This window comes from Brevundimonas huaxiensis, from assembly GCF_014218725.1.
GTDB lineage: Bacteria > Pseudomonadota > Alphaproteobacteria > Caulobacterales > Caulobacteraceae > Brevundimonas > Brevundimonas huaxiensis.
In genome coordinates this window covers 113,775-127,305 of the sequence record NZ_JABBJE010000003.1, presented here as the reverse complement: position 1 = coordinate 127,305, position 13,531 = coordinate 113,775, and the positions used below count along the sequence as shown (strand labels likewise).

Here is a 13,531-nt window from a genome sequence, read left to right as displayed (position 1 = left end):
GGCTTTCAAACGAAGAACAGGGACGCCAGGACCATGACCAGCCCCGCAAGCGAGACCACCCAGACCAGCGACCGGATATAGGGAACACCGAAGGCGTAGAGCGGCACATAGACCACCCGCCCCCAGAAATAGAGCGCCGCGCCCCACACCGTCAGGGCGCTGGACGCGCCGATGACATGGGCGATCAGCACCGCGCCGATGAACAGCGGCAGGGTCTCGTACAGATTGGCCTGGGCGCGTTCGAGACGGCCGGTCAGCGGCTTCTTCGCCTCCGGCGTCTCGTCGCGCGGACCCGCATTCCATTTCGAGCCGAACTCGGCCGTCCGCGCCCCGGCGGGCAGGAAGATCTGAACCAGGGCGAGGATCAGCGTCAGGGCCAGATAGGTGAGTTCGGTCGTCATGCTCGCCTACCCTTGCCGATAGTTGGGCGCTTCACGCGTGATCATCACGTCGTGGACGTGGCTTTCACGCAGACCCGCGCCGGTGATGCGCACGAACCGGGCGCGTTCCTGGAACTCCGGGATCGTGCCGGCGCCGACATAGCCCATGGAGGCGCGAAGACCCCCGACCATTTGGTGCAGGACCGGGCTGATCGGCCCCTTATAGGGCGTCTGGCCCTCGATGCCCTCGGGCACCAGCTTCTCGGACGAGACTTCCTTCTGGAAATATCGATCCGCCGAGCCGCGCGCCATGGCCCCGACCGAGCCCATGCCGCGATACGACTTGTAGCTGCGGCCCTGGTACAGGAAGACCTCGCCGGGGCTTTCGTCGGTGCCGGCGAACATCGATCCCATCATGGCCACGTTGGCGCCGGCCGCGATGGCCTTGGCCAGGTCGCCCGAATATTTGATGCCCCCGTCCGCGATGACCGAGGCGCCCGTGCCCTTGGCCGCCCGCGCGGAGTCCATCACCGCCGTCAGCTGCGGCACGCCCACGCCGGCGACGATGCGGGTGGTGCAGATGGATCCGGGACCGATGCCCACCTTCACCGCATCCGCGCCTGCGTCGATCAGAGCCCGCGTCGCATCATAGGTGGCGACATTGCCGGCGATGATCTGCAGCCGGTTGTTCTCGCGCTTGATCCGCTCGACCACCTGGGCGACCGAGGCGGAGTGACCATGGGCGGTGTCGATCACCACCACGTCGCAACCCGCTTCGGCCAGCGCCATCGCGCGTTCGTATCCGGCGTCGCCGACGGTGGAGGCGGCGCCGACCAGCAGGCGGCCCTGCTCGTCCTTGGCGGCGTTGGGGAAGGCCTGGGCCTTTTCGATGTCCTTCATGGTGATCAGGCCGACGGCCCGATAATCCTCGTCCACCACAATGACGCGTTCGATCTTGCGGGTCTTCAGCAACTCGCGCGCCTCGTCGCGGCTGGCGCCTTCGCGCACCGTGATCAGGTCGCCCGTGGTCATCAGCGAGGCGGCCGTGACGTTGAGGTCGCTCTCGAAGCGCATGTCGCGGTGGGTCAGCATGCCGACCAGCTTGCCCGTCGCCGGATCCACGACGGGGAAGCCGGTGATCTTCTTGCGCGCCACGATCTCGCGCACTTCGCCCAGAGTCGTTTGCGGGTCGACCGTCACCGGATTGACCACCATCCCGCTCTCATAGCGTTTGACGGCGCGGACCTCGTCGGCCTGCTCCTCGATGGTCATGTTGCGGTGCAGAACGCCCAGACCGCCCGACTGGGCCATGGCGATAGCCAGACGGCTTTCCGTCACCGTGTCCATGGCGGACGACAGCAGCGGGATGTTCAGTTTGATGTCGCGCGTCAGCTGGGTCGAGACATCGACCATCGCCGGCATGAACTCGGATGCGCCGGGTTCCAGCAAAACATCGTCGAAGGTCAGTCCTTCGCGTATCTCCATAGGGAGTCTCCGTTTTGCGGGCCGCGTATAACGGGATGCGGGGGTCGGGGGCAAGGCCGATTGCGGTTATAGGCCCGATAGATTTTATTGCTTTGCAACCCGCAGGGCCGCTCACCATTCTCTCCGCATGGTCGGCGTCATCCTCAGCACCGCGCGCAAACTGGCTCTGAAGATCGCCAGCTATGGCGTCATGCACCTGATCGTCGCCATCCTGGTCGCCTTCGCGATCACCCGCGACTGGCGCATCGCCCTGGCCGTAGGCATGGTCGAGCCGATCTTTCAGACCATCGCCTACACCGTCCACGACCGCGTGTGGCACAAGGTCGAGCGGCGGCGCATGGCCTCCAGTATCGAGGAAGCGACCGAGGCCTTCACCGCCCGCCTCGACATCATGTCGCCCGAGGAACAGCGCCGCTCGCACGATGCCCATCACGGCCACAGCCATGCCCTGCCCCGGTCGTTCAAACAGATCGCGCTGAAGACCGTCACCTATGGCGTCATGCATTTCGCCGTGGCGGTCGCCGTGGCCTACGCCCTGACCAACGACATCCGCACGGCGCTGACCATCGGCATGGTCGAGCCTCTGGTGCAGACGCTCTTCTTCGCCCTGCACGACCGCATCTGGTCGCGCCTGGAAGATCGCAGAGCCCGCGCGAGCACAGCCGCCGCCTGACGCGTCAGCGCTTGTTCAGCGCGACCAGAAACACTTCGGCGCTGTCCTTACGGCTCGACGCCGGCTTGACGTATTTCACCGTCTCGAACTCCTCGCGCAGCCGCGCCAGAACGCCGCCGGCGTCTCCGCCCTGGAAGTTCTTGGAGACGAAGTTGCCGCCGGGCCGCAACGTGCGGATGGCGAAGTCAGCGGCGATCTCGATCAGGGCGATGATCTTCAAATGGTCCGTCTGGCGATGCCCGACCGTATTGTGCGCCATGTCCGACAGAACCAGGTCCGGCGCCCCGCCGATGGCGTCGATCAACTGCTGGTCCACGCCCGGATGGGTGAAATCGGCTTGAAGCAGGGTCGCGCCCGGGATCGGCGCGATCATCAGCAGGTCCACACCCGCTACGGCGCCCGCACCGCGGTTCAAGGCCACCTGGACCCAGCCGCCCGGCGCCGCGCCCAGGTCGATGACCTTCGACCCGCGCTTGATCAGCCGGAACCTGTCGTCGATCTCGATCAGCTTGAAGGCCGCGCGCGAGCGCCAGCCCTCGGCCCGCGCCTTTTCAGACCATTTGTCCGACAGCTGGCGCTTGATCCACTGCTGGCTCGACATCGACTTGGTGTCGGCCGTCTTCATCTTGGTGCCCATGCCGCGTCCGGCGGCGGTTCCGCCGCTGGGCGGTCTCACCATCCGGCGGCGTTCTCCCGCCGGTTGATTCTGGGGCTTTTCGTCTTCGCTCATCGTTCCCACATAGCCCCGACCGGCGTTGCGGGCTATGTCCCGCCTCAAATCAACCCAAAGAGGACGACCGACATGGCCGACACCCTGACCTTCACCCTGGACACCGGCGACGGCGAAGCCCGCGACGTGGTCATCAAGCTGCGCCCCGACCTGGCCCCCGGCCACGTCGAACGCATCACCGAACTGGCCAAGGAAGGCTTCTACGACGGCGTGGTCTTCCACCGCGTGATCCCGGGCTTCATGGCTCAGGGCGGCGATCCGACCGGCACCGGCACCTCGGGTTCCAAGAAGCCGAACCTGAAGGCCGAGTTCTCGGCTGAGCCGCACGTGCGCGGCGTCTGCTCGATGGCCCGCACCTCTGACCCCAACAGCGCCAACTCGCAGTTCTTCATCGTCTTCGACGACGCCACCTTCCTGGACCGCCAGTACACCGTTTGGGGCCAGGTCGAATCGGGCATGGAACACGTCGACGCCCTGCCCAAGGGCGAGCCGCCGCGCAGCCCCGGCAAGATCGTCAAGGCGACGGTCAACTAACCACGCAATCTTGACGTTTCTCGATGATGGCTTTCAGTTGCAACGCTGAGCCATCGTCGGGGGACGACATTGCGCATTCTTCTGGTCATCGAGCCGTCCGGCGGCGGCTCGGGGCGTCATGCGGTCGATCTGGCCCGCGCCCTGATCAGAAGCGGCCATCAGGTGTCTCTGATCTGGTCGCCACGCCGTGCAGAGCCTTGGTTTCAGGCCGCGGTCGCCGCTCTGCCCCTCCACGCCAATGAACGCCTGCCTATGCGACGCAGCGTCGGACCGTGGGACGTCGCCGCGCTTCACGCCCTGAATCGCCTGATCGCCCGCCTCGGCCCGTTCGAGATCGTTCACGGCCACAGCGCCAAGGCCGGCGCCCTGGTCCGCCTGGCCCACGCGCCCCGCGCCGCCAAGATCTACACCCCTCACGCCCTGCCGATGATGGGCCCGGCCAGCCCGGCGACGATCAGCGCCGGCGCGGCCGAGGCGCTTTTGGCCCGGTCCGGCGACGCCATCATCGCCGTTTCTGAGGAAGAGGCCGCCGTCGCCCGTCTCTGGGGGCTGGGCGGAAACCGCTTGCACGTCGTCCCCAACGGCCTGGCCGCTCCGCCCGCCAACGATCGTCTCGCAGCCCGCCAAGCCCTCGAGGTTCCCGACGACGCTCTGGTCATCGGATTCGTCGGCCGGCTTTGCGCTCAGAAAGACCCCGTCCGATTCGCGCACGCCGTCCGCCGGGCGAACGCCGTCGATCCGCGCATCATCGGCGTCATGGTCGGCGACGGCGATCTGGCCCCGTCGGTCAGGACCGCCGGCGGCGACGCCCTCCGTCTGCTGGGCGCACGCGACGCGGGGCCGCTGATGGCGGGCTTCGATCTGTTCGCCATGACCAGCCGTTACGAGGCCGATTCCTACGCCATGATTGAGGCGGCCGCCCTAGGCCTGCCCATCGTCTGCATCGACGTCGGCGGGATCGCGCGTCTGACCCAGATCGGCGCGCGCATCGACCGCTTGCCCGTCGACGCCTCGCCCGATCATCTGGCCGAGGCGATGCGCGCCGCGCTGGCCAGCCGCGTCGTGCCCCTGCCGATCGCGCCGGGCCTGCTGTCCGCTTCGCTGATGGTCGAACAGACGGTTCGGATCTACCGCGACGCCTTCGCCCGCCGACGCCTGGGTGGCTGACCCCGTCTTTATCAACGGCCGCTTCCTGACCCAGCCGATGAGCGGGGTTCAGCGTTATGCGCGTCAAATCGTCCGCGCCCTGGACCAGCGCCCCGGCGCCGCCGACCGCTATGTCCTGCTGACGCCCCCCGGCGCCGACAACCTGAACCTGCTCCACATCCCGACCCGCACGATCGGACGCGCTGGCGGCCATCTGTGGGAACAGACCGCCCTGGCCTGGACCGCGCGCCACGGCCGCCTGCTGTCGTTAGGCGGTTCGGGCCCGGTGCTGCACCGGCGGCAGATCGTCGTCATCCACGACGCCGCCGTCTTTCGTCATCCCGAGCATTTCCGAACCGGCTACGCCGCCTTTCACCGCGCCCTGAACAGGATCCTGGCGCGCCGTGCGCGGCTGGCGACCATCTCCGACTTCTCCCGGCGCGAGCTGGCCTCGGTCCTGAACCTGTCGCCTGACAGCGTCGCCGTCGCCCCGAACAGCGCCGACCATCTTCTCAACATCACGCCAGACCCGGCCGTCATTGAACGTCTCGGTCTGACCACCCGCCCCTACTACGTCGCCCTGGGCAATCTGACGCCGAACAAGAACCTCGCCGGCGCCATCCGCGCCCTCTCTCGTCTTGCGGACCCTGCCGTCCGGCTGGTCATCATCGGCGACCGCCCCGCCGTCTTCGACCGTTCCGCCTTTCCCGCTGACCCGCGCCTGATCTTCACCGGCCGTCGCTCGGACGCAGAGATCGCCGCCCTGCTCGGCGGCGCGCAGGGGCTCGTCTTTCCCAGCCTCTACGAAGGCTTCGGCATTCCGCCGCTGGAGGCGATGACCCTCGGCTGTCCGGTCATCGCCTCCGACATCCCGGCGACGCGCGAGGTCTGCGCCGACGCCGCCCTCTATTTCGATCCCGCCGACGACGCAGCCCTGGCCGCCCATATGGCTGACCTGCTCAGCCGACCGGATGTCGCCCGTCCCGACGCCGGCCTTCGCCGCGCTGACCGTTACGCCTGGTCCCGCTCGGCCGAAGTCATCGAAGATCTTCTGCTCAGCACCTGACGATAGGCGGCCCTATGAGCCTCGACGATCGATGCCTCGGTCCAGGCCGGCGCACCGACCGCCGCGAAACGCCACCGTTCCGGCTGGTCCACAGCCGCCTGCATCGACGTCGTCAGCGCGTCTGCATTCCCCGGCTCGATCAGGGCCGACATGCCCGCCCCCTGCGCCGCTTCCGGCAAGCCGCCGATGCGCGAGGCGATCACGCCCCGTCCTTGCTGAACCGCCTCCGCGACGCTGCGTCCGAACGGCTCGGCCCACACCGCCGGCGCGACCAGCACATCCACCCTGGGCCAGAACGCCTCCCCCTCCACCTGCCCCAGCCAGACGATGCGCGGATCCTCATACGCCCGCCTCAACGCCTGCACGTAATCCTCCTCGCCCCGCCCGGCGATATTCAGCGTCCAGTGACCGTCCAGCCGCCTCGTCGCCGCCAGCAGAACCTCGATCCCCTTTTCCGGCTCGATCCGCCCGAGAAACCCAAACCGCATCGTCGGCGCCTCGGCCAACGATGGTCTTGGCGCGATCGCCGCCGCGCCCGCTGCATTGCCGATCACCGACCCTGGCGTCCGCCGAAAATAGCCCGCCGCCCGATGCGTCTCCAGCACAGGCCCGCTCAGCCCGATGACATGATTCACGCCTTGCGACCGCGCCCGCTTGCCCGCCGTCAACAACACGCACGACCCACACCGCCGCTCGCAACGCCGTCCGCGTCGAAACAGCGACGCCCGCGCGCACAGCATCGACCAGTCCCTCAGCGTCTGCACCATCGGCAGGTCTCGCCGCGTCGCCGCGCGATAGACCGACAGCGAAAACCCCGTCGTCAGGTGCAGGTGGATCAGATCCGGCCGCACCCGCGCGACCGCGCGATCCACCTGATCATCCATCAGCGAATTGGCCGCCTCCAGCCCATGCCAGATCGCCCGCCGGAACGCCGGCCGCCGCGCGCCGTCATAGGGCCAGTACAGATTTCGCAGCGGCAGCCGCTGCACGGGGACGCCGTCGATCCGCTCGTTCACCGTTTCGCGCCCCGGCTTCAGCGTCAGCACCGACGCCTCCACGCCGGCCCGCGTCAACCCTTGGGCCAACTGCGCCACGCTTCGTTCCGCCCCGCCGACCTGCGCCGGCGGATACAGGGTGTTGACGATCAGCACCCTCACGGCGCCAGCGGCCTTCGCCACGCCAGGGCGCCCACCAGACAGCACAGGAAGACCATCCCCGCCCCCTGCGTCAGATCCTCTCCGAACATCGCCGCCAGCACATAGACCGACAGCGGCGTCAGCGCGTCCAGCCGCGCCGCCGACGCCAGATGCAGCCCCAGCAGCACCAGCGCGCTCACCACCCCCGCCGTCCGCGCCGTGAACAGATAGCCGTTGTGGCTGACCGACAGCGCCCGAAACGCCCCCATCTCCTCCGCCGACGACCACCCCGTTCCCATTGGCCTTTCCACGACCAGATCGACCGTCCGCCTCCAGGTCAGCATCCGTCCGGCCAGATTGTCCCGCAGCGCCATCCTGTCGAACCGTCCCGCGAACCGGCCGCCGTCGAGGTCGAACCGCCAGGCCTGCAAAGCCATCGCGCCCGTGGCCAGCACACAGACCGTCAGCACCATCCCCAGCGGCCGAACCCGCTCGCGCCATCGCCAACCGACGACCATCCTCGCCAGCCCCGCCAGCATCGCCGCCATCATGCCGCCCCGCGACAGGGTGCTGACGAACCCCAGAACCGCCACGCCGACGCCGCCCCACGTCGTCCCGCCCCGCGCCCAGCGCCGTCCCGCCAGCATCACGCCGGCCGGGACCGCCAGTCCGATCATCGCCATCGCCGCATTCGGATGCTCGGCCAGGGTCGTCAACCGCACATGAGCGGCCGTCGTGGTCACCATCGCGCGCGGCGACGCCAGCCCCACGGCCTGCAAAGGCTCCAGCCCGACCAGCATCGCCATCCCATAGGTCGCCAGGTGACACGCCGCGCCCGCCAGCACGGCCAATAGGAACAGCCGCCGCCGTCGCTCGTCCCTGAGGATCAGGCTCGCCACAGCCGGCGCCGCCAAGGCCGAGGCGATCCACCGAAACCAGAAGACCGCATCCCCGATGTTCAGCCGATCGCCGCCCCGCGCGACCTGAACCAGCAGCGTCATCACCAGAAAGCCGGCCGCGACCACGACCGCCGCCCTCAGAACCGGCGCCATGCCTCGCCACGTCACACCCACGAGCGGCACAGCAACCGCCAGCGCCAGATCGCCCAGCCGCGGCCCGCTGACCTGCCCCGGCGTCAGAAAGAGCGGCAAGGTCACGCCCAGGCCCAGCAGGCTTAGCGCCACCCGCTCATAGGCCGCGCGCACCTGCGACCACCGCAGCGTCCCGCGCCGCGATGCGCTCAGGACGGCCTGCAATGCTCGACCTCGGGATCGAACCGCGCCCCGTCCATCACGCCCGCGACCAGCACCCCGGCCTGTCGCCAGCGTCCGCCTAGCGCCAGCCGACCTGCCAGCCTCAGCCGCGAGGCGGCATAGCGCAGCGCCGAGCGCCGCCCCTCGTGCCGCCGCTTGGCCAGGATGACGTTGCGCGTCAGATAGCGATGCAGCCGTTCGCGCCGCGCATCGGGCTCTGTCTCGATGGTCAGCCGTCCCGGCGCCGCGCGCACGTGCTCGACCCGGCTGGCCGCGACCAGATAGCCCGGCGCCTCGCGCGACAGCCGCAGCGTATATTCCGTATCGTCGCCCCAGATGAACATGGGCGCCAGCGGCAGGCCGTGCCGCATCACCGCCGCCCGGCTGACCAGGACCGACACGAACGTCGCCTGCCGCACCGGCGCCATCCCCTGCTCCAGTCGATCGCCCCAGGCCGGATAGCCCAGCACATTCTCGCGTCGATCGATCTCGGGCGTATTGGTCAGATGCCCCTCAGGCGATCGCACGCTGGAACACAGGAAGGCCGGCACGACGCCCTCGTCCGCCAGCCCCGCTTCCGCCGCCAGCAAGGCCTCCAGCGCATCCGGCGCCGCCAGCACGTCGTCGTCCATCAGCCAGACACGGTCAGCCCCGGCCTCAATCGCCGCGCGGATTCCGGCGTTGAAGCCGCCCGCCCCGCCGGTGTTGACCGGCATCCGCACCACCATCGCCTGCCCCGCCCAGGCGTCAGCCAGCATCTCGGCCGTGCCGTCATCGCTGGCGTTGTCGACCACCACAACCCCGTCGCAATGGCGCGTCTGGGCGATCAGATGCGCCAGACATTGCTCCAGCAGGGCGCGCCGGTTCCACGTCACCACCACGGCCCACACCGACGGCTTCACGCGGCTATCCGAGCGATGGCCGGCGCCAGCGACTTCTCGACCAGGCTCAGCGCCCTCCCGACCGCCTGGTCCATGTTGTAGTACTGGAAATCCGCCAGCCGCCCGGCGAACCAGACCTTGCCCGCCAGCGTCGCGGCCATCTCGCGATACTGCCCAGCCAACGCGCGCGAAGCCTCCGTCAGGATCGGATAATAGGGGTCGTTCACGCCCGCCTCATAAGCCATCGGATATTCGGTCACCGTCGCCGTCGTCGGCCCATGCTCGCCGGTCAGGTGGCGGAAATCGGTGATGCGCGTGAAGTCGAAGTCATTGGGATAGTTGACCGTCCCGACCGGCAGGCCATCCTCGACATCCACGACCCGATGGTCGAACCGCACGCTGCGATAGGGCAAGGCTCCGACCGACCGGCCGAAATAGTCATCCAGCGCGCCGCAATAGACCATCCGATCCCACGACCCCGCTTCGACCTGATCCATCGGCGTGTTCAGCGACACCGTGATGTTCGGATGATCCAGCATCCGCCTAAACAGCGCGCCATAGCCGTCGCGCGGCATGGCCTGATGGCGATCTACGAAATAGCGATCGTCCCGGCTGACCGCGATCGGCACCCGCGCGGTGACCGAGGCGTCCAGCGCCTCGACCGGCAGCCCCCACTGTTTAGCGGTGTATCCAGCGAACACCTTGTCGAAGACATAGTCGCCCAGCCGCCTCAGATCCGGATCGTCCCCCGCCTGTCGCAGGTCATGGATGCTGGGCCGCGCCCCGAAACCGAACCGCTGGACCAGGGCCTGCCTCATCCGCTCGGCCACCGCGGCAGGAAACAGCGTCTCGATCGAATCCAGATTGAACGGCAGCGGCACCTGTCGCCCGTCGAGCAGCCCCTGGACCCGATGGGCGTATGGCCGCCAGGCCGTAAACCGGCTCAGATAGTCGAAGATGCGCGCGCTGTTGGTGTGGAACACGTGCGGGCCATACGGATGGATCAGCCGCCCGCCCGCATCGCGTCGGTCGTGCGCATTGCCGCCGACGTGGTCGCGCCGGTCGATCACCAGCACGCTCTGGTCCAGCCCGCGCGCCAGCCGTTCGGCGACCACCGCCCCGGTGAAACCGGCGCCGACGATCAGCCAGTCATATCGCCGGGACATCGCGCCTCCCGCCGGTCTGGAACAGCGCGCCCCAATGCGCCCTCAACCCGATCAGACACGCCACGACCACCGCCGTCTCGCCGATGATCCGCGCCCCCGCCATGCCGACCCCGCCAAGACCGGGCGCCAGCATCACCGCCGGCCCCAGCGTCGCAACACAGCCCAGCGCCACGATCAACGCGAACCGTCCATCCATCCGCAGCGGGTTCATCAGATGCAGCCCCAGCACCTGGCTGACGGCCACCAGCGGCAGCACCCAGGCCAGAAGACGCAGCACCTCGACGGCGGCCGCAAACCCCGGCCCGAACAACAGCCGGATCAGCAGCGGCGCCGTCAGCGTCAGCGCCGCCGCCAGCAGCACGAACGCCCCCGTCGATGCGGCTAGCGTCCATCGCGCCGTGCGAAACGCCGCCGCCGGATCCTGTTCCAGCAGTCCGGCGATCCGGGGCGCAATCAGGCCGGCCAGCGGCCGCATCAGCGATCCGGACGCCGCGACCAGCCGGTCCGCCGCCCCATAAAGCGCCGCCTGCGCCGGCCCGGCCAGCGCCGCGACGACCAGAACGCCCGCCCCCGTATAGGCGACGATCACCGCCCGACCGGCGAACAGCGGACCGCCCTGAATCAGGACGCGCCTTACAAAGCCCCGCTCCGGCGCCTGAACCGTCTGCCGTCGCAGCAACAGGGCGCCGGTCGCGATCCATCCGGCCCAGACGCCGCCCGCCTGGACGGCCAGCACACCGCCGACGCTCAAGTCGGGCAGCGCCAGAACGACGCCCGTCGCGGCCAGGGCAAAGCCGACCTCCAGCATCGCTGCCGGACCGGGATCGCGAATACCCTGAAAGAACCACAGCAGGCTGGCCCCCTGCCCGATTCCCAGCACGACCGCCATCGCCACGACGCCACTGGCGCCTTCCAGAACCGGATTGAGGGCCGCCAGACCGACGCCGACCGCAGCGGCGGGCAGGATCAGAACGCCGCGCATGGCCAGGGCCTGACCGACTACCACACCGCGTCCTTCGACGGCTCCGGCGATGTCACGCGGCCCCGACAGCGATTGCCCGTAATCGACCACCACCGACACCACCAAGGCCAGGGCGATGGCCGAGGCGAACACCCCGAAGCCTTCCAACCCCAAGCGTCGCGTCAGAACCGGATAGAGCAACAGCGGCGAGACATAGCGGGCGACATGCGCGCCATAGACCCAGCCCGCATCGGCCGCGCCGCGCGCCGACAGCAATCGGTGCTTGCCATCCCCCAACTGTCGCCCCCGCGATCAACCCTGGCGCGAGCTTTAGACACGCAAGGTCGCAATCGCAAGCGCGGGGCGGTCGGGCGGCTTAGCCGAAACGGCCCTCGGCCCAACGCGCAGCGAAATAACCGCCGGTCGCCGACAGCATCGTCAGGGTCGTGCCCCAGATCAGGTCGATGATCGTCAGCTTGGTCTGCCACACCGCCAGCGTCGCCTGATTGGTCAGGTCGTAGGTGGCGTAGGCGACGAAGCCCAGGGCCGCCCCATTGATCGCCGCCCGCGTCCAGTTCCCCTCCTTCAGGGCCGGCGCAATCGCCAGGAACACGGTCCCGGCGATGGAGATCAGATAGAAGGCCACCGCCGCCTTCATGTCCGGCTTGTCGGCCATGATCGGCCCGATGACGGGCTTGTATAGCCGGTTCGTCATGGTGGTCAGCCAGACGAAATCGATGGCTGCAAAGGTCAGGCCGGCCCCGAGATAGGCCGCGACATATTTGATCATCCTCGTCTCCCTTAAGCCGGCTTCAGGCGATAGTGGCTGACCGCCCAGGTGCGGCCCTCGTCGTTTCCGAACAGACCGGCCGTCGCCAGATAGAAGCGCCGCCAGCGACGGGTCCAAAGCTTGGCGTCGTCGCCATAGGTCTCACGCATCAACACCGCGATCCGCGCGGCGTTCCGGTCCATGTTCGCCAGCCAGTCGTTGGCGGTCTTCGCATAGTGACCGCCGTTCCAGGACCATTCCTGCTCGACCGCGAACAGGTCGGGAAACTGTCGGATCAAACCGTGGCTGGGCATGACCCCGCCAGTGAAGAAGTGCTGGGCGATGAAGTCGCCGCTGTCGGTATGGTCGAACCGATAGGGCGCGTTGCGGTGCGTGAAGACGTGGATGAACATCCGCCCGTCCGGCGTCAGCCAGCGCCTCGCCTTGGTCAGCAGGGCGCGCCAGTTGGCCATATGCTCGAACATCTCCACCGAGACGATGCGGTCGAACCGCTGCTCGGTGTCGAAGGCGTTCATGTCCTGGGTGATGACCGTCAGATTGGTCAGGCCCCGCGCCGCCGCCTGCGCTTCGTTATGGCCGCGCTGGCCGTGGCTGTTCGACACCGCCGTGATCTTCGCATTCGGATAGGTCTCGGCCATCCACAGCGACAGCGAGCCCCAGCCGCAGCCCATCTCCAGAATCGTCTGACCGTCCTTCAGATCGGCATGGGCGCAGGTCTCGGCCAGCGCCGCCTCCTCCGCCTGATCCAGCGTCTCGCGGCCCGTGGGATAGAGGCAGCAGGAGTATTTCAGCCGCTTGCCCAGGCACAGCTGGAAGAACTCGGGCGGCAGTTCGTAATGCTGCTGGTTCGCCGCATCCGTATGTTCGGCGATAGCGCGCTGGGCCATTTCGCGCGCAAAGGCCGCCTCGTCGTGCGGCCCGTCGCGATCCAGTCGCTTTCGGGCTTCCGTCACTAGGCTGTCGATCGCCGGACGTGTCACGAAGTCCGGGAACGGCGCGTCCTGAAGCTGGCGAATGGCGACATTGGTCAGGTTCATCGGCGTCCTCGATCGTCGGGTCTTGCTGCTGGCTTGACTGCAATACGACGCCTCGCCCCCGATGGATGCCTCGCCCTCTTGAACGCAACCCCAAGGATGCCGACATCAGTCGCCCGCGCCGACCGATTCCGAAGAAAGTGCACCAATTGCACCCTCTTTTTTGAACCCGCCTCGCCGTCGGTTCAGACGAATTAGACTCTGTTTTTCGCCTTCGCCGTCTGAAATCGCCGCGTCGGATCGACGCCGCGTCTTGCCCCCCGCCCGCCCCCGCGTTAGGCGTGGTCAAAAGCCGA

Annotated in this window: 14 protein-coding genes; 4 read left to right on the top strand and 10 right to left on the bottom strand. The window is 68.2% G+C overall.

What is annotated here, in order from left to right; genetic code table 11:
- Positions 1-5 precede the first annotated feature (5 nt).
- Positions 6-401, bottom strand: coding sequence for an MAPEG family protein (locus HF680_RS07920; RefSeq protein ID WP_185224661.1), 396 nt, complete (start codon positions 399-401; stop codon positions 6-8).
- A gap of 6 nt (positions 402-407) precedes the next feature.
- Positions 408-1,865, bottom strand: coding sequence for an IMP dehydrogenase (guaB, locus tag HF680_RS07915; RefSeq protein WP_045810170.1), 1,458 nt, complete (start codon positions 1,863-1,865; stop codon positions 408-410).
- Positions 1,866-1,992: 127 nt separating this feature from the next.
- Between guaB and HF680_RS07910 the strand changes: the two genes are divergently transcribed.
- Positions 1,993-2,538 (top strand): DUF2061 domain-containing protein, encoded by a 546-nt coding sequence (locus HF680_RS07910; RefSeq protein ID WP_045810171.1) that lies wholly within the window; start codon positions 1,993-1,995, stop codon positions 2,536-2,538.
- 4 nt (positions 2,539-2,542) lie between these two features.
- On the opposite strand, the gene HF680_RS07905 is transcribed toward HF680_RS07910, so the two are convergent.
- Positions 2,543-3,268: an RlmE family RNA methyltransferase gene (locus HF680_RS07905; protein WP_045810172.1), complete on the bottom strand. Its 726-nt coding sequence runs from the start codon at positions 3,266-3,268 to the stop codon at positions 2,543-2,545.
- A 72-nt stretch (positions 3,269-3,340) separates the two neighbouring features.
- Between HF680_RS07905 and HF680_RS07900 the strand changes: the two genes are divergently transcribed.
- The 3 genes from HF680_RS07900 (at position 3,341) to HF680_RS07890 (ending at position 6,014) form a co-directional block, all read left to right on the top strand.
- On the top strand, positions 3,341-3,802 hold the full coding sequence (locus HF680_RS07900) for a peptidylprolyl isomerase (protein WP_017504078.1): 462 nt from the start codon (positions 3,341-3,343) through the stop codon (positions 3,800-3,802).
- Between the two features lie 69 nt (positions 3,803-3,871).
- Complete coding sequence (locus HF680_RS07895) at positions 3,872-4,969, top strand: glycosyltransferase family 4 protein (protein ID WP_052689487.1); 1,098 nt, start codon at positions 3,872-3,874, stop codon at positions 4,967-4,969.
- Positions 4,962-6,014 carry a glycosyltransferase family 4 protein gene (locus HF680_RS07890; RefSeq protein ID WP_185224660.1) on the top strand — a complete coding sequence of 351 codons (1,053 nt, stop codon included), beginning with the start codon at positions 4,962-4,964 and terminating at the stop codon, positions 6,012-6,014. Before HF680_RS07895 ends, HF680_RS07890 begins: the two co-directional genes overlap by 8 nt.
- On the opposite strand, the gene HF680_RS07885 is transcribed toward HF680_RS07890, so the two are convergent.
- The 7 genes from HF680_RS07885 to HF680_RS07855 all read right to left on the bottom strand — a co-directional run bounded on the left by HF680_RS07885 (position 5,960) and on the right by HF680_RS07855 (position 13,238).
- Entirely contained in the window at positions 5,960-7,192 is a 1,233-nt protein-coding gene (locus tag HF680_RS07885) for a glycosyltransferase (RefSeq protein WP_052689489.1), read from the bottom strand. The genes HF680_RS07890 and HF680_RS07885 overlap by 55 nt on opposite strands.
- Positions 7,168-8,406, bottom strand: coding sequence for an O-antigen ligase family protein (locus HF680_RS07880; protein ID WP_045810174.1), 1,239 nt, complete (start codon positions 8,404-8,406; stop codon positions 7,168-7,170). Before HF680_RS07880 ends, HF680_RS07885 begins: the two co-directional genes overlap by 25 nt.
- A complete protein-coding gene (locus tag HF680_RS07875) occupies positions 8,391-9,305 on the bottom strand; it encodes a glycosyltransferase (protein ID WP_185224659.1) in 915 nt (304 codons plus the stop codon). Before HF680_RS07875 ends, HF680_RS07880 begins: the two co-directional genes overlap by 16 nt.
- Positions 9,302-10,450, bottom strand: a complete 1,149-nt coding sequence (gene glf, locus HF680_RS07870) for a UDP-galactopyranose mutase (protein WP_185224658.1) — start codon at positions 10,448-10,450, stop codon at positions 9,302-9,304. Before glf ends, HF680_RS07875 begins: the two co-directional genes overlap by 4 nt.
- Positions 10,434-11,708 (bottom strand): oligosaccharide flippase family protein, encoded by a 1,275-nt coding sequence (locus HF680_RS07865; protein ID WP_185224657.1) that lies wholly within the window; start codon positions 11,706-11,708, stop codon positions 10,434-10,436. The genes glf and HF680_RS07865 overlap by 17 nt, the downstream gene beginning before the upstream one ends.
- A gap of 79 nt (positions 11,709-11,787) precedes the next feature.
- Positions 11,788-12,201, bottom strand: coding sequence for a DUF2177 family protein (locus HF680_RS07860; RefSeq protein ID WP_066626091.1), 414 nt, complete (start codon positions 12,199-12,201; stop codon positions 11,788-11,790).
- An 11-nt stretch (positions 12,202-12,212) separates the two neighbouring features.
- A complete protein-coding gene (locus HF680_RS07855; RefSeq protein WP_185224656.1) occupies positions 12,213-13,238 on the bottom strand; it encodes an SAM-dependent methyltransferase in 1,026 nt (341 codons plus the stop codon).
- Between the last annotated feature and the right edge of the window lie 293 nt (positions 13,239-13,531).